20 protein-coding genes are annotated in these 22,735 nt (G+C 63.0%); 18 read left to right on the top strand and 2 right to left on the bottom strand.

The features are described from left to right. The first annotated feature begins 35 nt into the window (after positions 1-35). The 3 genes from HLG82_RS06250 (at position 36) to HLG82_RS06240 (ending at position 3,175) form a co-directional block, all read left to right on the top strand. Entirely contained in the window at positions 36-1,328 is a 1,293-nt protein-coding gene (locus tag HLG82_RS06250) for an FAD-dependent oxidoreductase (RefSeq protein ID WP_193326022.1), read from the top strand. A gap of 8 nt (positions 1,329-1,336) precedes the next feature. After that, positions 1,337-1,627, top strand: a complete 291-nt coding sequence (locus tag HLG82_RS06245) for a ferredoxin family protein (protein ID WP_193326021.1) — start codon at positions 1,337-1,339, stop codon at positions 1,625-1,627. Between the two features lie 537 nt (positions 1,628-2,164). Next, entirely contained in the window at positions 2,165-3,175 is a 1,011-nt protein-coding gene (locus HLG82_RS06240) for an IS30 family transposase (protein ID WP_193326020.1), read from the top strand. Between the two features lie 56 nt (positions 3,176-3,231). On the opposite strand, the gene HLG82_RS06235 is transcribed toward HLG82_RS06240, so the two are convergent. Further along, a complete protein-coding gene (locus tag HLG82_RS06235) occupies positions 3,232-4,782 on the bottom strand; it encodes an MFS transporter (RefSeq protein ID WP_193326019.1) in 1,551 nt (516 codons plus the stop codon). A 200-nt stretch (positions 4,783-4,982) separates the two neighbouring features. On the opposite strand from HLG82_RS06235, the gene HLG82_RS06230 reads away from it, so the two are divergent. The 11 genes from HLG82_RS06230 (at position 4,983) to HLG82_RS06180 (ending at position 16,054) form a co-directional block, all read left to right on the top strand. Next, the gene (locus HLG82_RS06230) at positions 4,983-5,363 is read left to right on the top strand and encodes an RNA-binding S4 domain-containing protein (RefSeq protein WP_193326018.1); all 381 of its coding nucleotides are present in this window, start codon (positions 4,983-4,985) and stop codon (positions 5,361-5,363) included. Positions 5,364-5,396: 33 nt separating this feature from the next. Beyond that, complete coding sequence (pyrH, locus tag HLG82_RS06225) at positions 5,397-6,122, top strand: UMP kinase (RefSeq protein ID WP_193326017.1); 726 nt, start codon at positions 5,397-5,399, stop codon at positions 6,120-6,122. A gap of 7 nt (positions 6,123-6,129) precedes the next feature. Then, positions 6,130-6,687, top strand: coding sequence for a ribosome recycling factor (gene frr / locus HLG82_RS06220; RefSeq protein WP_193326016.1), 558 nt, complete (start codon positions 6,130-6,132; stop codon positions 6,685-6,687). Between the two features lie 2 nt (positions 6,688-6,689). After that, positions 6,690-7,577 (top strand): phosphatidate cytidylyltransferase, encoded by an 888-nt coding sequence (locus HLG82_RS06215; protein WP_193326015.1) that lies wholly within the window; start codon positions 6,690-6,692, stop codon positions 7,575-7,577. Positions 7,578-7,609: 32 nt separating this feature from the next. Continuing rightward, entirely contained in the window at positions 7,610-8,872 is a 1,263-nt protein-coding gene (gene rlmN, locus HLG82_RS06210) for a dual-specificity RNA methyltransferase RlmN (RefSeq protein WP_193326014.1), read from the top strand. An 8-nt stretch (positions 8,873-8,880) separates the two neighbouring features. Continuing rightward, on the top strand, positions 8,881-9,426 hold the full coding sequence (locus HLG82_RS06205; protein ID WP_193326013.1) for a DivIVA domain-containing protein: 546 nt from the start codon (positions 8,881-8,883) through the stop codon (positions 9,424-9,426). Further along, positions 9,426-10,640, top strand: a complete 1,215-nt coding sequence (gene dxr, locus HLG82_RS06200; protein WP_193326012.1) for a 1-deoxy-D-xylulose-5-phosphate reductoisomerase — start codon at positions 9,426-9,428, stop codon at positions 10,638-10,640. Before HLG82_RS06205 ends, dxr begins: the two co-directional genes overlap by 1 nt. Before the next feature lie 29 nt (positions 10,641-10,669). Then, positions 10,670-11,932, top strand: coding sequence for a M50 family metallopeptidase (locus HLG82_RS06195; RefSeq protein WP_255313835.1), 1,263 nt, complete (start codon positions 10,670-10,672; stop codon positions 11,930-11,932). Between the two features lie 62 nt (positions 11,933-11,994). Then, positions 11,995-13,155 (top strand): flavodoxin-dependent (E)-4-hydroxy-3-methylbut-2-enyl-diphosphate synthase, encoded by a 1,161-nt coding sequence (gene ispG, locus HLG82_RS06190; RefSeq protein WP_193326010.1) that lies wholly within the window; start codon positions 11,995-11,997, stop codon positions 13,153-13,155. 23 nt (positions 13,156-13,178) lie between these two features. Next, complete coding sequence (locus tag HLG82_RS06185) at positions 13,179-14,000, top strand: GNAT family N-acetyltransferase (RefSeq protein ID WP_255313834.1); 822 nt, start codon at positions 13,179-13,181, stop codon at positions 13,998-14,000. 269 nt (positions 14,001-14,269) lie between these two features. Next, the gene (locus HLG82_RS06180) at positions 14,270-16,054 is read left to right on the top strand and encodes a proline--tRNA ligase (RefSeq protein WP_193327749.1); all 1,785 of its coding nucleotides are present in this window, start codon (positions 14,270-14,272) and stop codon (positions 16,052-16,054) included. A 984-nt stretch (positions 16,055-17,038) separates the two neighbouring features. Here HLG82_RS06180 and HLG82_RS06175 read toward each other — a convergent pair. Beyond that, complete coding sequence (locus HLG82_RS06175; RefSeq protein WP_193326008.1) at positions 17,039-17,869, bottom strand: hypothetical protein; 831 nt, start codon at positions 17,867-17,869, stop codon at positions 17,039-17,041. A 39-nt stretch (positions 17,870-17,908) separates the two neighbouring features. Between HLG82_RS06175 and rimP the strand changes: the two genes are divergently transcribed. The 4 genes from rimP (at position 17,909) to infB (ending at position 22,643) form a co-directional block, all read left to right on the top strand. Further along, positions 17,909-18,358, top strand: a complete 450-nt coding sequence (gene rimP, locus HLG82_RS06170; protein WP_193326007.1) for a ribosome maturation factor RimP — start codon at positions 17,909-17,911, stop codon at positions 18,356-18,358. A gap of 8 nt (positions 18,359-18,366) precedes the next feature. After that, positions 18,367-19,371 (top strand): transcription termination factor NusA, encoded by a 1,005-nt coding sequence (nusA, locus tag HLG82_RS06165; RefSeq protein WP_193326006.1) that lies wholly within the window; start codon positions 18,367-18,369, stop codon positions 19,369-19,371. Positions 19,372-19,446: 75 nt separating this feature from the next. Then, complete coding sequence (locus HLG82_RS10600; protein WP_193326005.1) at positions 19,447-19,737, top strand: YlxR family protein; 291 nt, start codon at positions 19,447-19,449, stop codon at positions 19,735-19,737. Between the two features lie 101 nt (positions 19,738-19,838). Then, positions 19,839-22,643, top strand: a complete 2,805-nt coding sequence (infB, locus tag HLG82_RS06155) for a translation initiation factor IF-2 (protein ID WP_193326004.1) — start codon at positions 19,839-19,841, stop codon at positions 22,641-22,643. Positions 22,644-22,735: the final 92 nt, after the last annotated feature.

Raw genomic sequence — 22,735 nt, 5'->3', positions numbered from 1 at the left:
AGCGGGTCGGCGCCACCGCCGGGAGAGGGACAGGCATGGAATACGATTTCGACGTCATCGTGGTTGGCGCCGGCGTTGCCGGCACGGTCGCTGCCACGCTGCTTGCTCGGCAGGGGCACGAGGTGCTCCTCGTTGAGCGCGGCACCGAACCCGGGGCAAAGAACCTCTCCGGCGGCATCTTCTACAGTCGCGTCATGGACGAGTTGTTCCCCGATTTTGCCCGCGTCGCGCCCGTCGAGCGCGTCATCACGCGCAACACGCTCAGCTTCCTCAATGCCACGTCGGCGGTCAACATCGACTACTGGGATCAGCGGCTCGCCGAACCCGTCAACGCCGTCTCCGTGTTACGTGCTCACCTCGATCCGTGGCTTGCCCAGCAGGCGGAAGAGGCCGGCGTCGCGCTCATCAGCGGCGTGAAGGTCGATCGGCTCCTGCGCTCAGACACGCACTTCTACGGCATCGAGGCCGGTGGTGAGGAGATGACGGCGAAGATCGTCATCGCCGCCGACGGCGTCAACTCCTTCCTCGCCGAAGGCGCCGGCGTGCGTGCCAAGCAGCCCGCGAAACACCTCGGCCTCGGCGTGAAGTCAGTGATCAGGATCGGCGAGGAGGCCGTGCGGGAGCGCTTCAACCTCACCGACGGCGAGGGCGCTGCCTACGCGCTGGTGGGGGACGCCACGATGGGTGTCCCGGGTGGCGGATTCATGTACACGAACAAGGATTCTGTCTCGATCGGCGTCGTGCTCATGCTGGATAAGCTCACCGAATCCGGGCTGGCCTCTTCCGACATCCACGACCACCTGCTCTCACACCCCTACCTCGCTCCCTTCCTCAAGGATGGTGAGCTCCTCGAATACGGCTGCCACCTCGTGGCCGAGGGCGGGAAAGCGATGCAGGAAGACATCGTCCACGACGGCCTGATCCTCATCGGTGACGCCGCCGGCTTCACTCTCAACACCGGTCTGACTGTGCGCGGGATGGACCTTGCTGCCGGGTCAGCGCAGGCCGCGGCCGCCGCCGTCCACGACGCCCTCGAGAAGGGCGACTATTCGCGCCTCGCCCTGCGCTCCTACACGGAGGAATACGCCAAGACCTTCGTGGGGCAGGACATGCACACGTTCCGCCACGCGCCAGAATTCCTAGAAAACGACCCGATCATGTTCACCAAGGCCGGCCCGCTCCTCGCAGATATCTTCCACGGCGCCTACAACCATGACCTCACCCCGCGCAAGCACCTCGCCAAAGTGGCCATCGGCGCCCTGCGCTCATCGGGTATTAAGGCCACCGACCTGCTCAAGACCGGCTACCGCGCCCTGCGGGCGCTCTAGGAGGATCCATGACATTCGATCCGGGCTCGGTCAACGACCGCCTTTCCCAAAACGTCTTCCACACCGACGCCGTTCCCCACATCGAAATCAACCAGGAGTTGGCCAAGGCGACCGGTACCAGCAAACGCATCGTCGCGGTGTGTCCGGCCCACGTCTACCGGGAAGAGGCCGACGGCACGATTTCGGTGGAGTTCGCCGGTTGCCTCGAGTGTGGCACCTGCCTTGCCGTTGCCGATCCGGGCACGTTGCGATGGGTCTACCCTAGCGGCGGCATGGGGGTTGAATACCGCGAAGGGTGAGAGGCTGGGGCCTGATGTGGCCGGGGCAAGCCCACCCCTTGGCTCCGCGCTGTACTAATGTAGCCGGTACCGCACTGAAATGCGGGGTAGGTTCCAGGGGTCAATGCACTACTTTTTGGAGTGTGTTGAATGGTTGGTAGATCGCCGATTCGGCCTTATTCGCAGTCGTTTCGTGATCATGCGGTGGCCTTGGTTGCTTCTGGACGTTCGTGTGCAAGTGTTGCTCGTGAGTTGAAGGTTAATTGTCACTCGGTTCAGGTCTGGGCTCGTGGGGCGGGTTTAGTGTTGGTCCGTGGGCAGGGTGGGCCGGCGCAGGCTCGTGCGGCTGCTAGGGTACGGGTGTGGCAGTTGACGGCTGAGGGCTTGCCGGTTGCCGAGATCGCGAAACGGGTTGGTCATAGTCCGAACTGGGTTCGTGGGAAACAGGCTATGTTGGGGCCTATGGTTGAAGTTTTGCAACGGGGCCGTGTTGGTGGGGCCACGGTCGTGGCCAGTGTTGACCGGGTTGGTAATGGCAGGGTTGGTCGAGGCCGGCGTATGACGCTTGAAGAGCGCGTGGCGATCGGGTTGGGGTTAGCTGATGGTAAGTCGGCTCGGCAGATCGCTTTAAGTTTGGGGCGTAGTCCGTCATCGGTGACGCGTGAGATTAATCGTGGTGCTTTTCCTGATGGTTCTTATGATGCTCGCTGGGCTCATCAGTGCGCTCATCAGCGTCGTTCTCGTCCTAAGCCGGGCAAGCTTACTACCCATGTGGCGCTGCGTCAGAAGGTGGTTGAGCTGTTAAATAAGCGTTATTCTCCCCAGCAAATCAGTGTTCGTTTGCGTCATGATTATGGAGATGATCGGCAGATGCGTGTGTCTCATGAAACGATTTATCAGGCTTTGTATGTTCACGGGGGTGGGGCATTACGGCAAGAGCTTAAACGGGAGAAAGGACTGCGTTCGGGTCGTCAACGGCGTATTGCTCGTTCTGCTCTTGCTGGCACTCCCGGGCGCGGGCGTAAGACGTGGGTCGAGGGCGCTTCAATCGATTTGCGCCCCCACGAGGTCGATGGGCGCCTGACGCCAGGTCACTGGGAAGGAGATTTAATTATCGGTGGTGGTAAGGGCAAGCACACAGCGCTGATCACCCTAGTCGAGCGCTCTTCACGGTTTTTGCTGATCGCTCGTCTTGGGGTGAGCCATGATTCACCGACCGTGATTGAGAAACTGACCCAGATGGTTCAGACCTTGCCCAGTAAGGCCTTCTCCTCGATCACCTGGGATCAAGGTAGTGAGATGGCGCAGGTAGCCCAGTTCAAGGTCGATACCAATATCAAGGTCTACTTCGCTGACCCGCATAGCCCGTGGCAGCGTCCGTCGAATGAACGCCTGAATCGTGATATTCGTGAATACTTCCCCAAGGGAACTAACTTCGCTGACATCACCGACGAGGAAGTCGCTTTCGTCCAAGACGAACTCAACGACCGAGCCCGAGTTGTCTTGAACGGAATGACCCCACGTGAGACACTGGCCGAGTTGTTAAAAAATGATGCATCGACCCCCTGAATCTCCCCGGACATTCCGGGCGGCAAATCACACCTTAATACAGCGCGGGCGAGGCCCTAAGCCGCCCGGCGGCCCTCACGCCAGAACGCCACGCCAAGAACGAGGGCAATCAGGATGATGAGGGAGATAATCGCGTAGGCCACGTAGACGGCAAAGTACCATCCGCCCGCACCGCCCGCGTAGGAGCGCTGGCTGACGAAGAAGGCGGCGGTGATCATGGCGATGCCGATGGCGGTGGCGATGCGCTGGCCGGTCTGCATCACGCCGCCGGCGGTTCCGCCGTGCTCGGCCGGCACGTCGAGCATGGATTGGGTTTGGTTGGCGGAGCCCATCGCGCCCTGGCCGAATCCAAGAATGGTCACGGGGATCGTGAGCCACCAGTAGGACAGCCCGTGCTCGACGCCCCACACCATCGCCATTGCGCCCAGGACGCCGGCAAACATGAGGGATAGTGCAATGACTTGGACGCCGCGGCCCTGAAGCACGGCCCGCTTGCCGGCCCACATCGCCGCGTAGGCGGACATAAGGGCGTTGGGGAGCGTGAGCAGGCCGACGTCGAGAGCGGTGACCTGAAGGCCACGCTGAAGGAACATCGCGAGAATCACGAAGACGGAGGTCAAGCCGAGGAACTGGAGAGATGCGATCGCCGTCGACCACGAGAAGGTGCGAATGGAGAAGAGGCGGAGGTCAACCATCGGCTCGTGCCCGCGCACCTTGTAGGCCTTTTCCCAAAACACCCAGGCAACGAGCAGTGCGATTCCGGCCGGAAGGAGAGTCCAAGCGTAGGCCCAGCCCGTCGACATGAAGGGAACCATCACGCCCACCACGGACAATGCCAAGAGAAGCATACCTACTGGATCGAGGTCGATCTTCGGGCGCTCGTAGAAGTGGCCCTCCTCGGCCTGCATCTCTATGTACTCCGCGCGAGCCTTATCTCGGTGGGTGCCCACGTGGCGGCGCTCCTTGCCGAACGGCAGCCACAGGAAGGCCAAGATGAGGCCGATCACGCCGATGGGGAAGTTGATCATGAACGACCAACGCCACCCGCGATCTTCCCCGAAAATCGCGACCAAGGCGCCCGACATGAGCGGCCCGGCGGCCACGGACATTGACACGACCAGGCCGAACATGGCGAAGGCCTTCGCGCGCGCCTGGCCCACGAAATAACGCTGAATGAGCCCGGTGGTCTGCGGGGAGAGGATGCCTGCACCGATGCCCTGAAGGACGCGCATCAGATTAAGAAATGTTGCGTCGCTGGCGAGCCCGACCAGGAGCGAGGAGAGCGTGAAGAGCGCGAAACCGGCCACGAATGCTGACGATCGTCCGAAAAGATCTCCGAGTCGACCGGCCGGAACGAGGACGATGCCCACGGCCAACGCGTACCCCGACAGGACCCACTGAAGCTGGGCGTCGGATGCCGAAAGTGCATGTCCCATCGCCGAAAGGACGTTATTCACTGACGAGACCTGGAGCAGTGTCATCATTAACGGCACGAGCAGGACGATGAGGAGCTTGTTGCGGTCGTAGATCCGATCTGATCCCGCTACCCGGATGTGGCGCGGGTTGGCGTCGGGCTGATTCGGCTGCCGTGAGAGTTGAGTAGACATAGGACCTCGCAAACAAAAAGGCGCAAAATGCGCCGTTGTGAAAATAGAGTAGGACTTTTGGACCTGGTTTGCAGTTGTCTAGGTCACCATGTCTCACGACGCCGTACACTCGGCTCGCGCCATCAGCGGCGGTGGCCTTGGAGGGGCGGCGGGAAGTGTGGGCGCCAGGCGGGCGACGGCGTCGTGGATAGACTAGGACTATGGAAAGCGTGCGAATTGACCAATGGCTCTGGGCGGTGCGCCAGACGAAGACGCGTTCGGCGGCGACAGCCGCGTGCAGGGCCGGTCATGTCCGTGTTAACGACGAGCCGGTCAAGGCGGCGGCGAAAGTAAAAGTGGGGGACGTCGTCAGGTATCGTGTCCAAGGCTGGGACAGAATCCTCAAGGTGGAAAAGCTACTGGTCAAACGGGTTGGTGCACCGGTGGCACGCGAGGCGTACGAGGATCTCACCCCTGAACGTCCCAAAATCTTTATTCCCGTCATGCAACGTGAACAGGGCACTGGGCGGCCGACCAAGCGCGAGCGACGCGAACTTGATCGGCTGTTCGGGCGTGATTCGAACTTTGGCCGAATGCGGTAAACTTCGAGGAGCACTCGGTAGAAAGGTGAAACCATGGCTCAGTCCGATAAGACGCGTCGTCGCGTCCTTCTCAAACTTTCCGGAGAAGTCTTTGGAGGTGGAGAGGTCGGGCTCGATACGTCGGTCCTTACCCGTGTCGCAGGCGAGATCGCCGAGGCGGTCAAGGACGGGGTAGAGGTTGGCATCGTCGTCGGCGGTGGTAACTTCTTCCGTGGCGCCGAACTGCAGGAAGCTGGCATGGATCGCGCACGCGCCGATTACATGGGCATGCTCGGAACGGTGATCAACGCCGTCGCCCTCCAGGACTTCCTTGAGACTGCTGGTGTTCCTTCCCGTGTGCAGACGGCCATCACGATGGCCCAGGTCGCTGAGGCATACATCCCGTTGCGTGCTATCCGTCACCTAGAGAAGGGTCGCGTGGTCATCTTTGGTGCGGGTGCGGGAATGCCCTACTTCTCCACGGACACGGTCTCGGCACAGCGCGCGCTCGAGCTCGGCTGTGACGAACTGCTGGTGGGCAAGAACGGCGTGGACGGCGTCTACAGTGCGGACCCGCGCACCAACCCGGACGCGGTCAAGCTCGACTACCTGACCTATGACGAGGCCCTTCGCGAGGGCCTGCGCGTGGTCGATGCCGCCGCCTTCTCACTGTGTCAAGATAATGGAATGACAATGCGCGTCTTTGGCATGGTGGAACCTGGAAACGTCACCCGTGCTTTGCGCGGTGAAAATATCGGAACTCTCGTAACAAAGAACTGAGGAACCCATGATTGAAGAAGCCCTGCTCGAAGGCGAGGAGATGATGGAGAAGGCGCTCGGTGCCCTCCGCAATGAGTTCTCCAAGATCCGCTCTGGCCGTGCTAACCCCGAGCTTTTCAGCTCGCTGATGGTGGATTACTACGGCGCGCCAACCCCGATGCAACAGATCGCGTCCGTGACCGTGCCCGAGGCGCGCACCGTGATCATCACCCCCTACGATCGTTCCGCGATGAAGGACATCGAAAAGGCGATTCGCGACGCCGACCTGGGCGTCAACCCCACCGACGACGGCCAGGTGCTGCGCATCAACCTTCCGGCCCTGACCGAGGAGCGCCGCAAGGAATACGTCAAGCTCGCTCGTTCCAAGGCTGAGGATTCGAAGATTTCGATCCGCTCGGCCCGCCGCAAGGCCAAGGATGCGCTCGAGCGCATCAAGAAGGACGGCGAGGCTGGCGAGGACGACGTCGATCGCGCAGAGAAGGAACTCGAGGCATTGACCAAGAAGTTCACCGAGCAAGCCGATGTCCTCCTCGAGGGCAAAGAGAAAGATCTCATGGAGATCTAGGGATGGTTTCTTCTTCTACGCAAGCCGCGAGCATCGTCTCGCGGCTTGCGCCACGTCCGCCCAAGCCCCCGCAGCAGTCCCACTCTCGGGCCGGCCGTAATCTGAAAGCAGCAATTCCCACGGCGCTGATTCTGCTGGCGCTGTTGGCCCTGTCCTTGTTCATCCGCATCGAGGTCTTCGTGGGGCTCGTCGTGGTGGCGCTTGGGATTGCCCAATGGGAGATGGCCGGGGCGCTTCTGGCGCGTCGGTTCAAGATTCCGCTCCTCGTGCTGCTCACTGGTCAGAGCGCGATGCTGATCTCCACCTGGGTGTGGGGCCTTAACATCGCCCTGCTGATTTACTTTGTCACGTGCGCGGTGGCGATCGTGTGGAACGCCTATTCGCGTGCGAAGGGCATTACCGACGCGCTTGCGGGGTGTTTTTCGCTGGGATGGATCGGCTTGATGGGCAGCTTCGCGGTTGCGATGGCAGCGATGGAGCACGGAGCGCTCGTCATATCTGCCTTCATCCTCCTGCCGGTGGCTAACGATACCGGCGGTTGGCTGGCGGGCATCATGTTTGGAAAGCATCCGATCGCGCCCTCCATCTCTCCGAAGAAGTCATGGGAGGGTTTCGTCGGCTCGGTGATCGCATGCCTGGCCGTGGCCGTCGTCTTCGTCGGCATCGTCGTCGATCTTGGATGGCCGTGGGTGGCGGCCTTCGCGGTGGCGACTGCAGTGATGTCCACCGCGGGCGACTTCGCCGAGTCCTTACTCAAACGAGACCTGACCGTGAAGGATATGGGCTCGCTCTTCCCAGGCCACGGCGGCATGCTGGATCGTATTGATTCGATCCTGTTTTGTGCGCCCGTGTGCTATCTCCTGTTCGCGGCCGGGTTCGGGCTGTTTTAATCGCGGACGTTGGCTGGCAGAATAAAGGACCTATGGAAAAGCAAGTAAAGCCCACAGTAGAGAGCGGCCCTCGGCCGACTCTCACGTTCCAGCAGAAGCGACGCGGTAAGCCACCGCGCCACCTCGCCGATCTCGCGCGCTCCGAACGCCGTGAGGTGGTGAGCGCGTTGGGCTACCCCGCTTTCCGCGCCGATCAGCTCTCGCGCCATTATTTTGAACACCGCACCATTGATCCTGCGGCGATGACGGATCTTCCGCAGGCTCAGCGCGATGCGATCGTGACCGAGCTTCTGCCGCCGCTGATGGAGAAGGTCTCCGAACAGTTTGCCGACGGCGGGCGCACCTTGAAGGTCCTGTGGAAGCTGTTCGACGGGGCGGTGGTGGAGTCCGTCCTGATGGCGTACCCGGATCGCGCCACACTGTGCTTGTCCTCGCAGGCAGGGTGTGGTATGGCCTGCCCGTTCTGTGCCACCGGCCAGGCGGGCTTGACGCGAAACCTCTCCACCGCCGAGATCATCGAGCAGCTCCGGCTGAATATGGTGCTCGCCGAGTCCGGCGCGCTGGGTAAGCCCGTGCGCATCACGAACGTGGTGTTCATGGGCATGGGCGAGCCGATGGCGAACTATCCGGCGGTCCGCGGTGCCCTGCATCGCATGATCGATCCGGCTCCTGAGGGCTTTGGCATGTCTGCTCGCCACATCACCGTCTCGACCGTGGGCCTTGTCCCCGCGATCTTGAAGCTCGCCGAGGAGGGCCTACAGGTCACGCTCGCGGTCTCGCTTCACGCTCCCGATGACGGCCTGCGCGACGATCTCATCCCGATCAATTCGCGTTACAAGACGGCCGAGTTACTCGACGCCGCCCGGCACTATTTCGTCCGAACCGGCCGGCGAGTCTCGATTGAGTACGCCCTGATTAAGGACATGAACGACCACAAGTGGCGAGCCGAGTTGTTGGCCGCCGAGCTGAACTCGCGCGGGCATGGCTGGGCGCACGTCAACCCCATCCCACTCAACCCGACGCCGGGAAGTATTTGGACGGCGTCGACAAACGTGGCGACACGAACGTTCGTCGATACTCTCACGGAGGCGGGCATTTCGACGACGGTCCGTGACACGCGCGGATCCGACATCGACGGAGCATGCGGCCAGCTCGCAGCCGAAGTGGTCGACCGGGACAACGTAGCCCGCCGCGCTAAGAAGGCCCAGGAGGCGGTGGAGGCCCGCCTCGCCGAGCACCGCACAGAACCTGAGAATTTGGCTGATCAACTCGCCGCTATGACGGCAGGATACTAGGGGAGAACATGAGACATACATTCAAACGCGTTGGCTCCTTCTCGAGCGGCTACAACCCGTCGCAGGTTGATGACTTCCTTCAACGGGCCAAGCGCGCCTACGCCGGCGAGGAAGACCTCGGCATCGATGAAAAGAGCGTTCGCACCGTCTCCTTCGACTGGGTGCGGAAGGGATACGACCCGGCGCTCGTGGACGCCGCGCTCGACCGCCTCGAGGCCGCATTCCTCCAGCGCAAGCGCGCACGCGTCATGGATAACGAGGGGGAGGACACCTGGTTGTCCACCACGTACGAGATGGCGCAAGCCCTCTACCCTCGCCTTCTGCGCCCGGCTGGCGAGCGCTTCGCCGACGCCGATGGGGTGGGCTATCGCAAGGAAGACGTGGATGGCCTGCTTGAGCAGCTCGCGGAGTATTTTGACGGCAAGCCCGGCCTGACCTCGCTCCAGATTCGTGAGGCCACCTTCGGCAAGGCACGCGACGGCAAGGCATACCGCGAAACGGTGGTGGACGTCTACCTCGACCACGCCACCACGGTGCTGATGGCGGTCGAGTAATGCGCGACGTCGTTCTACTCGGTTCCACAGGGTCGATTGGCACCCAAGCACTTGACGTGATTGCTGCCCATCCGGGGCAGTTCCGAGTGTGCGGCCTGGGGGCTGGCGGAGGTCAGATCGATCTGCTTGCGGCCCAAGCCGCCACATTCGACGTGCCACGCGTAGCCATCGCTGCCGATAAAGCGGACGAGTTTGCCCACGCCTGGTCTGCGATCGCGGGAACGAAGCCGATGCCGGAGGTTGCCTGCGGCGAAGACGCGATGGCGCAGCTGGCCGGATCGCTGACGGGCACGGCCGAGGAATCCGGCGTCGTTCTCAATGGAATCACCGGCTCCATCGGGTTGCGCCCCACGCTGGCGGCGCTCGAATCTGGCGCGACCTTGGCACTGGCGAACAAGGAGTCGCTCGTCGTGGGAGGCGGCCTGATTGCCGACGCAATGGCCTGGCAGGGGCAGATCGTTCCCGTCGACTCCGAACATTCGGCGCTGGCCCAGGCGCTGGGGTCGGGCCGACACGAGAAGGGCCTGACATCGCGTCTTGTCACCGGCCGATCCGAGGTACGAAGGCTGGTACTGACGGCGTCGGGCGGCCCCTTCCGCGGCAAATCCCGCGCCGATCTTCGGAACGTCACGGCGAGCCAGGCCCTCAATCATCCGACGTGGGCGATGGGCCCGGTGGTGACGATCAATTCCTCGACGCTGATCAACAAGGGCCTGGAGCTGATTGAGGCGGCGCTCCTGTTTGACATCGACCCGCAGGACATCACCGTGGTGGTCCATCCACAGTCGGTGGTCCATTCAATGGTCGAATTCGTCGACGGCTCGACGATTGCGCAGGCCTCGCCACCGGATATGCACCTGCCGATCGCGCTGGGGCTATCCTGGCCCGACCGCCTTGACACGGTGGCGAGGCCATGTGCCTGGGACACGCCCACGGCGTGGACCTTCGAACCGTACGATGCGGAGGTTTTTCCGGCCATCGGCCTGGCCAGGGAGGCCGTCGCGGCGTCGGCGCTTCACCCGGCCGTGCTGAACGCCGCCAACGAGGTGTGCGTCGCGGCGTTCCTCGCGGGCAGGATCGGCTACCTCGATATCGTGGATACTGTCGGGCGCGTCCTCGAATCCTTCGACAGCACGGGGCAGATGAGCCTGGCAGGCGTCCTGGATGCCGATGCGTGGGCACGATCGGCGTCTCACGCAGCCCTGGGGCTGTAATGGGCTCGCTTCCCGGTATCCTTTTCCTGGTGCTTGGCCTGCTAATGTCGGTCGGCATCCACGAATTGGGCCACATGATCCCCGCCAAGGCATTCGGCGTGAAGGTCTCGCAATACTTCATCGGATTCGGCCCCACCTTGTGGTCGGTGAGTCGGGGCGGCACCGAGTACGGCATCAAGGCCATTCCTTTGGGCGGTTTCGTTCGCATCGCGGGCATGTTGGCCCCGGCCAAGCCGGGTACCCCCACGCACAAGGCTGGTCGTCCGACGCTCGCCGAGGAGGCGCGCAAAGAGTCGGCAAGTGAGTTGGCTCCGGGGGAGGAACATCAGGCGTTCTGGCGCCTACCGGCCGCCAAGAAGCTGGTAGTGATGTTCGGGGGCCCGCTGACGAACCTTGTGCTCGCTACCCTTCTCCTGGGTGTGGTCACGGCCGGAATCGGGGTTTCTACCCCTACGACGACGGTCGGCGCGCTCAGCCCCTGCGTGGGGGCGACCTCGGCCGAGGAGTGCGCGGGCAAGGAACCCAGCCCGGCGGCGGCGTCGGAGCTGCGGCCGGGAGATGTCATCCGCGCCTGGGGTCCCACCCAGGTGTCCACGTGGCCCGAGCTTTCTGCGGCCATCGCCGCGGGTGGTACCTCGCCGGTGACCGTAACGATCGAGCGCGACGGGCAGGCCCGCGAGGTGGTCATCACCCCCGTGCCGATCGAGCGCCAGGCGATGGAGGGCGGCAAACCGGTCCTCGGCGAGGACGGCCGCCCCATGATGATGACCGTTCCCTATGCGGGCATCTCTCCGCGCTTCGATCGGCAGAGGCTGCCAGTCATCACGGTCCTCGGCGCGAGCGCCGACATGGCGATTGCCACCGCGAAGATCGTTGCCACCCTCCCCATTCAACTGTGGAACACGGCATCTAGCCTTGTGACGGGCGAGCGTGACGCGACCGGCGTCGTAGGAATCGTGGGCGTGGCGGACATCGCCGGAAATATCACCTCGGCGACAGCTGACAGCTACACCTGGCTTGATCGTCTCGCCGACCTGATCATGCTGGTCGCGGGCCTGAACATGTCCCTCTTCATCTTCAACCTCATCCCGCTGCTGCCGCTCGACGGCGGGCACATTCTCGCCGGTCTCATCGAGGGCGCGCGCAGGCTCTGGGCCAAGGCGCGGGGCAGTGCCGACCCGGGGCCGTTCGACACAGCGCGGCTTTTGCCCCTCAGCCAGGCCGTGTTTGTCGCGCTGATCGCGATGACGCTCCTGCTCGTCGTCGCCGATATCGTCAACCCTGTGATCTAGAGCCCGCAGGCCGAGAGAGAACCTCGCTGTAAAACTTGCCAAGAGGTGACATAATCGTGTGCGTGAATGAACCAGTTGCTCTTGGAATCCCATCCGTTAAGGAAGAGGCCAGCGTGCTTCGTCCTCGTAGGAGGACGCGCCAGATCAAGGTCGGCGACGTCCTGGTGGGCGGTGACGCTCCTGTCTCGGTCCAGTCGATGACCACCACGAAAACACACGACATCGGCGCCACCTTGCAACAGATCGCCGAGCTGACGGCCGCCGGATGCGACATCGTGCGCGTCGCGTGCCCCACCGATAAGGACGCGGACGCCCTGAAGGTCATCGCCCAGCAGTCAAACATCCCCGTCGTGGCCGATATTCACTTCCAGCCCCGCTACGTGTTCGCCGCGATCGAAGCGGGCATGGGCGTGCGCGTGAACCCAGGCAACATCAAGAAGTTCGACGATCGCATTCCGGAGATTGCCGCCGCCGCCAACGCCAACGGCACCGCGATGCGTATTGGCATCAACGCCGGTTCCCTCGATCCGCGTCTGCTCAAGAAGTACGGCAAAGCGACCCCCGAGGCGCTCGTGGAATCGGCCGTCAACGAGGCTCGGCTTTTCGAAGAAGCGGGATTCCACGATTTCGCGATCTCGGTCAAGCATCACGACCCGGTGACGATGGTGCGCGCCTACGAGCTCCTGTCCGAGGCTGGAGACTGGCCACTTCACCTCGGCGTCACAGAGGCCGGCCCCCAGTTCCAGGGCACGATCAAGTCCGCCGTCGCGTTCGGGGCGCTGCTTTCCCAAGGTATCGGCGACACGATCCGGGTATCGCTCTCGGCCCCACCGGTCGAGGAAGTGAAAGTGGGCGAGGAGATTCTGCGCTCGCTGAACCTGCGCCCCCGCAAGCTTGAGATCGTCTCGTGCCCGTCTTGTGGCCGCGCCCAGGTCAATGTCTACGAGCTGGCGAACAACGTGGCCGAGGGCCTGAAGGACATCAGCTTCCCACTACGCGTAGCGGTCATGGGTTGTGTCGTCAACGGTCCCGGCGAAGCCCGCGAGGCCGACCTCGGCGTCGCCTCCGGAAACGGCAAGGGCCAGATCTTCGTCCGCGGCAAGGTGGTCGAGACTGTTCCGGAAGCCGAGATCGTCCCCACGCTCATTGCCCGGGCACGCGTTGTCGCCTCGGAGCTTGGTTTGGCTGAGGATCCCGAATCTTCGGTTGAAGTGATCGTCTAGTGAGGTGGTGGCGTCGGCCTGTTTTGCGGCGACTCACCGGGGCTGACCGCAACGCAGCCCTAGAGGTCCTGTCACGCGACCCCGTCGCCACCGTTCTCGCGAGCGTTCCCATCGTGGAGGAGTGGGCACGCCCCGCCCATGGCCTGGGCCTTTTCGACGACGCCGGAGCGCTCACCGCTGTCTGCTGGAATGGCGGCAACGTGGTTCCCTACGGTTTCGACGACGCCGGGCTGGACCTCCTCGCCGACCACCTGTTCAATACTCGGCGAATGTGCACCTCCCTCGTGGGGCCAACCGATCAAGTCATGCCGTTGTGGGAGCGCCTCGAGGGTGGTTTTGGGCCGCCTCGCGAGGTGCGAGACAGGCAACTATCGATGGTTTACCGCGGCGGGAGCGGTGTGATGGCTGATGCAAGCGTGCGCGCTGCTCGCATCGGCGAGGGCAACATTGTGCTTCCCGCCTCCGTGGCGATGTTCATGGAGGAAGTGGGCTACGATCCCACGATTTACGGCAACGGCTACGCCCAGCGCGTCCACAGCCTCGTGCGTGGCGGACTGACCTTTGTCCGGATGGGTATGGTTGAGGGAAGGCCGCGGGTCGAGTTCAAGGCCGACGTTGGCGCGCTGGCTGGCGGCGTGGCTCAGATCCAAGGCGTGTGGACCGCGCCCGACCTTCGCGGGCAGGGCATCGCGACCGCTGCGATGGTGCAGGTCGCCGAACTGGTACGGGCCACTATCGCGCCAACGGTCTCGCTCTACGTCAACGACTACAATTTGCCCGCCGTGCGCGTCTACGAAAAAGCGGGGTTCGAAACCGTGGGGACGTACTCGACTGTCCTCCTGTAGGTAACCAGTTCTCCTCTGGACCGCGCTCTTCTACGTGTCTCGCTCTCCTCGGGCCAACCGGCCCTTCTCTAGGCGGCCTGATCGTCTCGGGGCAGCCTGCCCTTCTCTGGATAGCTTGCCCTCCTATCGGTGGCCCGCACGTCGGGACGGAGCAACGGGTGGGCGCAAGGCGAGCGAAGGATGTGAGGCGAGGGACGGCGTCGTCAACAACATACGATCGGCCTACTGAAAAGACCCACAAGCGGGCTAGACTTATCCCCGTGCTGAACATGTCTAATCTTTTTGTCAAGACGCTCCGCGAAGATCCCGCGGACGCGGAGGTCGATTCCCACAAGCTGCTGGTGCGCGCTGGCTACATTCGCCGCGTCGCGCCGGGTATCTACACGTGGCTGCCGCTGGGCCTGCGCACGTTGCGCAAGGTCGAGCAGATTATTCGCGAGGAACTGGACGCCGCCGGCGCCCAGGAAATGCTGTTCCCCGCGTTGCTCCCGCGCGAGCCCTACGAGGCCACCAACCGTTGGGAAGAATACGGCGCGAACCTGTTCCGCCTCAAGGATCGCCGCGACAACGATTACCTTCTCGCCCCGACGCACGAAGAAATGTTCACGCTCGCGGTGAAGGACCAGTGCAGCTCGTACAAGGACCTTCCGCTCAACCTTTACCAATTCCAGACCAAGTACCGCGACGAGGCGCGTCCGCGTGCCGGCCTTTTGCGCACCCGCGAGTTCGTCATGAAGGACGCCTATTCCTTCGATATCGACGACGCCGGTCTGGACGCTTCCTACCAGATCATGCGTGACGCCTACGAGAAGACCTTCCAGCGCCTCGGCCTGCCCTACGTCATCTGTGCGGCAACATCGGGTGCCATGGGCGGCTCGCGCTCGGAGGAATTCCTCTCGCCGATCGAGATCGGTGAAGACACCTTCGTCATGTCCGACGGTGGTTACGCGGCCAACACGGAGGCCGTGACAACTCCGCCGCTGCCTGCCATCGATTTTTCCGACGTGCCCGCGCCCGAGGTCGTCGACACCCCGGACTGCAAGACCATCGAGGCGCTTGTCGCGCTCGCTAACGATGTCAAGCCGCGCGAGGGCCAGCCATGGACCGCGGCGGAGACACTGAAGAACGTCGTCGTCGTTGCTACTCAGCCCGACGGTGCTCGCGAACTCATCGTGATCGGCATGCCCGGTGACCGAGAGGCGGACCTCAAGCGCATCGAGGCCAACATGGCGCCCGCCGAAATCGAGATGGCAACTCCCGAGGACCTCGAGGCATACCCGCAGCTCGTCCCCGGTTACATCGGCCCCAACCGCATCGGCCCTAATTCGCCGGACCGCGTGGTGGGTGAGAACGGTGAGCTCGCGGGCTCGGTGCGCTACTTCCTCGATCCGCACGTGGCGCGCGGCTCCGCCTGGATTACGGGCGCTGACGCCGAGCAGAAGCACACATTCAACATGGTGTATGGTCGAGACTTCGAGGCCGACGGCTTCATTGAAGCCGTCGAGGTGCGCGCTGGTGACCTTGCCCCGGACGGCTCCGGACCGCTCCGCATCGAGCGCGGCATGGAGATCGGCCATATCTTCCAGCTCGGGCGGAAGTACGCCAAGGCCCTCGATCTGACGGTGCTTGACCAGAACGGCAAGGCAACCGTGGTCACCATGGGCTCGTATGGCATTGGCGTCTCGCGCGCAGTTGCCGCGCTGGCTGAGCTCAACCATGACGAATTTGGGCTGACGTGGCCTGCACACGTCGCGCCCGCCCAGGTCCATGTGCTCGCCACGGGCAAAGAAGATGAGATCTTCGAGGCCGCCCAGGAGATTGCGTCCGCTGTTGAAGCTGAGGGATACGAGGTTATTTACGATGACCGCCAGAAGGTGTCGGCGGGCGTGAAGTTCAAGGACTTCGAGCTCATTGGCGTTCCCTACGGTGTGGTCGTCGGGCGTGGGCTCAAGGACGGCAAGGTCGAGCTTCGCGATCGCCGCTCTGGCGAAAAGCGCGAGGTCGCGCTCGCCGACGCCGTGGCTGAACTTAAGGAGTTCATGGCCACCCGATAGCCGCTGCGGTTACGCGGGTGCCAGGTTCGGTGCCAGTCCGGTTTTTGTGGCGCTCCGGTGTGGGACGGTTGGTTTGAGGCCGGTCTGGCGTGGTGCGGCCGGGGCCTGTGGAAGGTTTCGCGGGCTGTCCTTCGTGCTGGCTGAGGCATCGGGCTGGTGTCGCCGGCTACTGGTCGCCCGCTGCCGGCGAGGCCGCCATCCTGGTAGCTCGAAAGCACCGCGGTGGCTCGAAAGCACCGCGGTAGCACCAACTGACCTCTCGGGGGAACACCAAAGCGCCGCGGTAGCACGCTCCATTGTCGGCGCTGTAGCAAGCTGACTGCCGCTGTACTAATCTGGCGTAGATTAGTACAGCGGCAGTCAGGTTAATGGTGCGCGGGCGAGCAGGCCGAGCATGCCAGCGGGCGGTAGGCCCGTAAGCCGGGATATTCGGCGGGCGGCAGGCCCGCAAGACGAGTCATCGGGCGTACGGCCCGAAAACCGGGCAGACCGGCGCGCGTGTAGCCCAAAACGGAATACGTCGGCGCCTTAGGATTCGCGATACCGAATCTGGCCCCACCCGTGCGCAAACGAGTCTGATTTGCGCCAATCGGCGGTGTGGGGTCGGCTGTTTGGCCCTCGTGTGGGTCTGGGTGAGGCTTGAATGTCGCTTGGACACTGATCTCGGTAATCTAACCCTGACGTTCGATGTAGAAATATGAACCTATCTTCATATATACGAAGATCGGTCCATATTTCCACATCGTAGGACGCACCCTTGAATGGGGACGTGCTTCCAATTCGCACAAAGCGCTCAAATTGAGGCGAGAGTTCCTCGAAGGTCAGAGCCCGGGGTGTGGGCGTTCCATGTGGTCCTCGTGCTGGAGTGCAGGTTTAATGCAGGCTCGGCTGTCGCTCGGTTCGACCGGCCTAGCACCGTGCCGTCCCGCCCCCTGCCGCGAGGCTAGGGTGCCCACCGCGCCACGTGCCGCGCCGCCCACCGCCTTACTTGTCGGCCGTAATCCCAGGAAGCGCATCGATTGCCGGCGCATCCGCGTATTTGTGGAGGTGACACACGAAGCTGGCGATCGCGCGGCGGCCAGAGGTGTCGGCGCTGGTGGCCGAGAATGCGAGCTGGTTGACGAGGACACGGTAGGCGCTGGCGGTGTGATTGGCGTCGGCCGGTTCGGGCGCGATGGCCGGGCGCGTATCGGGCGCGCCGGCCGAGAGCTGGCCGTCGATGAGGTTAGACAGCTCGTCTACGCGCGTCAATGGCGCTTTGCGATCCGCGGGTGGCAGGCTGGCAGCTTGCCACTCGAGCCATTGCCGGGCGGTCTCGATGTTCGTCACGGCAACACCAGTGTTGAGGGCGCGGGCGACCGTGGCAAGGTCGACCGCGCCGCACTGCTCGTCAGTCTCGGCGCCGAGAGTAAGCGATGAGATGCCCATGGAGGTTGCCACAGGGCCGAGCGAAGAGCCGAGAGCGCGGTCGGCGAGTTGCCGTAGCGTTTCGTGCACTTCACCTGCTGGTACCGATGGAGTGGGCGGATTGGTGTATCCCGCCGGGGCGCCGCTGGGCCACGACACCCACACGCCACCCAAGGCTTGCGACCATGCGGTGCCGAAGGCGGCTAGTTCGGCGTCGTTGGCATGGGAGACGGAATGGGCGAGCGCGGCGATGTCCTGGCGTTCGACCTCGAGGCTCGTGGCCGGGGCAGGGGAGAAATCCCGATCGAGGCGTGTGCCCATCACCACCATGACAAGCGCGAAGATAGCGGCGCCAAGGAGGAGAGCGCCCACGAAAGTAAAGGTGGAGCCGGATCGTCGTTGTGCCATAACTTTATCCTGCCACACGCCGCGGGTAGGATTGGCACCATGTCTAAGGAAACTGAGATCGCCGATCTGATTCGGCCAGCTGTGGAAGAGCAGGGCCTCTTCTTGGAAGACGTCAAGCTCACGCGGGCTGGCAAGTACTCCGCATTGCGGGTCACGATTGATCTGCCCGAGGGCCCAGGCGGGGTGGATTCTGAACAGCTGGCGGCCGCCACGCGTGCGATCTCGGCGATTCTCGATGACGTCGATCCCATCTCGGGTGCGTACAATCTTGAGGTTTCCACACCGGGTGCGGAGAGGAAACTGAAGGAACCCCGCCATTTTTCGCGGGCGCAGGGGCGCTTGATCAAGGTTGTTCTTGATGATGGAGAATCGGTCAACGGCCGAGTTGTTGGCCTTAATGGTGATAACGTAACTCTTGCTCTGGACGGTGCTGAACGGGAGATTCCGCTCGCGGACATCGTCAAGGCCAACGTCCAGATTGAATTTTAGGAGGCACCGTGGATATCTCGATGAACGAGCTCAAGATCGTTGAGTCGGAGCTCGGTATTGATCTTGACATTCTGCTCGGCGCGATCGAGGAGGCTCTCCTTCACGCCTACAACCGTGCGCCGGGTGCAATCCGTGGTGCGCGTATCGAGCTGAACCGCTCCACCGGCGTCGTGACTGTGTGGGCGCCGGAGGAGGACGAGGAAGGAAACATCATCGGCGAGTTTGATGACACGCCGGGTGACTTCGGTCGTATTGCTACGTCCACGGCGCGCTCGATCATTGCGCAACGGCTGCGCGACGCCGAGTCGGCGCGTATCCTTGGCGACTTCCAGGGCAAGCAGGGCAAGATTGTCGCAGGCACGGTAGATTCGACTGCGCATTCATCGAATGAGTCGCGGGACTTTTTCGTGGAGCTCGGCGAGAACCGGGGCCTGTTGCGTGCTGAGGAGCAGGTGGCGACCGAGCATTTTAAGCATGGCGATCTGATTCGTGCTCTTGTCTTGGATATTAATGTAAGCCCGCGTGGAGCGTCGATCCGCTTGTCGCGTTCGCATCCGGACTTTGTGCGCGAGCTGTTTGCCACCGAGGTTCCGGAAATTGAGGCCGGCGTGGTTGAGATTGTTGCGCTTGCTCGTGAGGCTGGGCATAGGTCGAAGGTTGCGGTGTGGTCGAATGATCCGACCGTTGCCGCGAAGGGTTCGTGTATTGGCCCTAACGGCCATCGCGTACGTGCGGTCACTCAGGAGTTGCACGGGGAGAAGATTGACATCGTTGATTACGACGACGACATCGCGCTTTTCATTGCCGCCGCGCTTTCGCCTGCGAAGGTGACACGCGTTGATATTCTCAACCGTGATACTCGCCAGGCACGCGCAATTGTCCCGGACGACCAGACGTCGTTGGCGATTGGCAAGGAGGCACAGAACGTTCGCTTGGCGGCAAAGCTGACTGGATGGTCGATTGACATCCGTAAGGAATCCGAGGACACGCGCGGGGCGCACTTGGAAGGCTGAACGGCTAATACTTGAGGTAACTCACGAACGGCGCCCGTGTTTGCACGGGCGCCGTTCGGCTAGACTAGATCAGGTATGTCTACAACGTCATCTCGCGCACCCAACCGGCAGCGCACATGTATCGGATGTGGCGGTGTAGTGCATGCAGACCAACTTCTGCGTATCGCAGTCAAGGATGGGGTTGCTTTCCCTGATTCTGATTGTGTTGCCGGGGGACGTGGCGCGTGGGTTCATCCCGCCGCCGACTGTGTCAAGCTGGCATTGAGGAAACGTTCGTTCAATCGGGCCTTCCGGGGTGAGGTGAATACTGAGCCTGTGCAAGCTTGGCTGGACACGATAGCAGTGGGCATCCAGCCCGAGAGATGAAAGCGGGTAGAAAGCCGATGGGCACCCGATGAGTACCCAGCGATGAGCTGTCTGCAAGAGGTCTGACGCCGTAGCGCGCGGACCCGAGTTAAAGGAGAAATGTGGCAAAGGTCCGCGTACATGAACTCGCCAAGGAAATCGGCGTGACGTCCAAGAAGCTCTTGGAAGTGCTGAAGGAGAATGGCGAATTCGTTAAATCGGCGTCCTCGAGTGTCGAGGCCCCCGTCGTGCGTAAGGCGCACGAATATTTTGAACAGCATCCCGATGAGGTGGATAAGAAGCCTGCCAAGGAGGAAGCCGCTAAGCCCGAGGCTAAGAAGCCCGCGGCGAAGGCTCCGGCCGCTGCGGCTGATAGCGCAGCTGAGGCATCCGTTGAGGCGCCCAAGCCTGCCGCCAAGCCGGGGATGAAGCCCGGTCCGAAGCCTGCGCCCAAGCCCGAGGCGCCGGCACCGGCCGAAGCCGCACCGGTAGAGGAGGCAGCCCCGCAGGCCAAGGCCACCCCTGCCGTCAGTGCGCCGAAGCCGGGCGCGAAGCCCGCGCCGAAGCCGGGCCGCCCGATGGCTACGCCGGGTGAGGCAGCCAAGTCTGCCCAGGCCGCGCGCGATGCGGCGCCGCCTCGTCCTCAGGGGCGTCGTCGTAACGGGCCCCGCCCGGGTAATTCGCCGTTCGCCTCCAAGCAGGGCATGGGACGCCCGCGTCCGGGCAATTCGCCGTTCGCACCCAAGCAGGGAATGCGCAACGAGGGCAAGCCGGCCGATGGCTCGAAGAAGCCGGGCACACCGCGCCCGCAGAGCGGCGGTCCCCGTCCGTCGCCGAACATGATGCCTGAGCACATCAAGCAGACCGATGCGAATCGCGGCGGTGGCCGTGGTCGCGGTGGACGTCCGGGCGCCGGCGGTAACGCTGGGAACAACGCCGGTGGCGCAGGTCAGCGTGGCGGTAGCTTTGTCCGCTCGGGCGGCAAGGCACGTGGCGGTTCGACCGCCGGCGCATTCGGTAAGCGCGGTGGCGGTGGCCGCCGCAAGTCGAAGCGCATGAAGAGGCAAGAGTGGGAAGAGCAGCTCAACCCGATGGTTGCGGGCATTTCGGTGCCCCGCGGCAACGGTGAGACTGTTCGCGTCCGCGCAGGTTCCTCGCTGGCGGACTTCGCCGAGCGTATCGACGCCGATCCCGCGGCACTCGTGACTGTCCTGTTCCGCATGGGCGAGATGGCGACTGCTAACCAGTCCCTCGATGAGGATACGTTCCAGCTGCTCGGCGCCGAGCTGGGCTATGACATCAAGATCATGAGCCCGGAGGATGAGGATCGCGAGATCCTGGAGTCCTTCGACATTGACCTTGAGGCCGAGCGTGAGGACGAGGATCCGGAGAACCTGGTCAAGCGTCCGCCGGTGGTGACTGTCATGGGGCACGTTGATCACGGTAAGACGAAGCTTCTCGACGCGATTCGTAACGAGGATGTGGCGATGGGCGAGGCCGGCGGCATCACCCAGAACATTGGCGCTTACCAGACGCACGTTGACGTCGAGGGCGAGCGCCGCTCGATCACCTTCATCGACACCCCTGGCCACGAGGCGTTCACGCAGATGCGTGCGCGTGGTGCCGACGTCACCGACGTCGCGATCCTCGTGGTCGCGGCCAACGACGGCGTCATGCCGCAGACCGTTGAAGCGATCAACCACGTCCAAGCGGCTGAAGTGCCGATCGTCGTTGCCGTGAACAAGATTGATGTTGACGGAGCCAACCCGGCCAAGGTTCGTGCCCAGCTGACCGAATATGGGCTGGTGGCAGAGGAGTACGGCGGCGATATTCCGTTCGTCGATATTTCGGCCAAGCAGCGCACCAACATCGGTGAGTTGCTTTCCACGGTCGTGGCGACGTCGGACATCCTTGTTGAGCCGAAGGCTAATCCGGACAAGGCGGCCCGTGGCGTCGCTATCGAAGCCAAGCTCGATCAGGGCCGAGGCTCGGTTATCACCGCCCTCATTCAGGACGGCACACTCCGCATCGGCGATTCGATCGTCGTGGGAACGGCCTATGGCCGCGTCCGCGCCATGATCGACGAGCACGGCAACACGATCACGGAGGCGGGCCCGTCCCGTCCGGTGCAGGTTCTCGGCTTGACCTCGGTTCCAGGCGCTGGCGATCAGCTCATCGTTGCCGACGACGACCGCACGGCACGCCAGATTGCCGAGCGCCGCGAGGCGGCGAAGCGAGCTGCGACCCTAGCCAAGCGCCGCAAGCGCATCTCGCTTGAGGATCTCACGGCCGCGATCGAAGAGGGCAAGGTCGAGACTCTTAACCTCATCATCAAGGGTGATTCCTCCGGTTCTGTCGAGGCCCTCGAGGCCAGCCTCCTCGATATCGAGGTGGGCCAGGGCGAGGTCGAGCTCAACGTCATTCACCGTGGCGTTGGTGCTGTGACGCAGTCCGACGTGGACCTGGCGACCGTGGACAACGCCGTTATCATCGGCTTCAACGTCCGCCCGGCAGAGCGCGTCCAGGATCTCGCGGAGCAGGAGGGTGTGGAGATGAAGTTCTACAACGTCATCTACTCCGCGATCGACGAGGTCGAGGCCGCCCTGAAGGGCAAGCTCAAGCCGATCTACGAAGAGGTCGAGGTCGGTACTGCCGAGATTCGCCAGGTCTTCCGTTCGGGCAAGTTCGGCAACATTGCCGGTTCGATCGTCCGTTCTGGCACGATCAACCGTGGCCACAAGGCCCGCCTCGTGCGCGACGGCGTCGTTGTCGCTCCTGACCTGACGATTGAGTCGCTTCGCCGTGAGAAGGATGACGTGACGGTGGTTCGTGAAGGCTACGAGTGTGGTATCACTCTCGGCTACAACGATATCGCCGAGGGCGACATCATCGAGACATGGGAGATGCGCGAGAAGCCTCGCGATTAAGACACGCTAGCGGGCGCCGCCCTTCTACCGAAGGGCGGCGCCTGTGCTATCAGCGCACTTTTTCGATGCCTTCCTGCTTTCGCGTAGGATGG

Source organism: Trueperella pecoris (genome assembly GCF_014926385.1).
GTDB classification, from domain to species: Bacteria; Actinomycetota; Actinomycetes; order Actinomycetales; family Actinomycetaceae; genus Trueperella; species Trueperella pecoris.
Note: the sequence above shows the minus strand (reverse complement) of the source record. Positions and strands in the feature narration are given on the sequence as shown.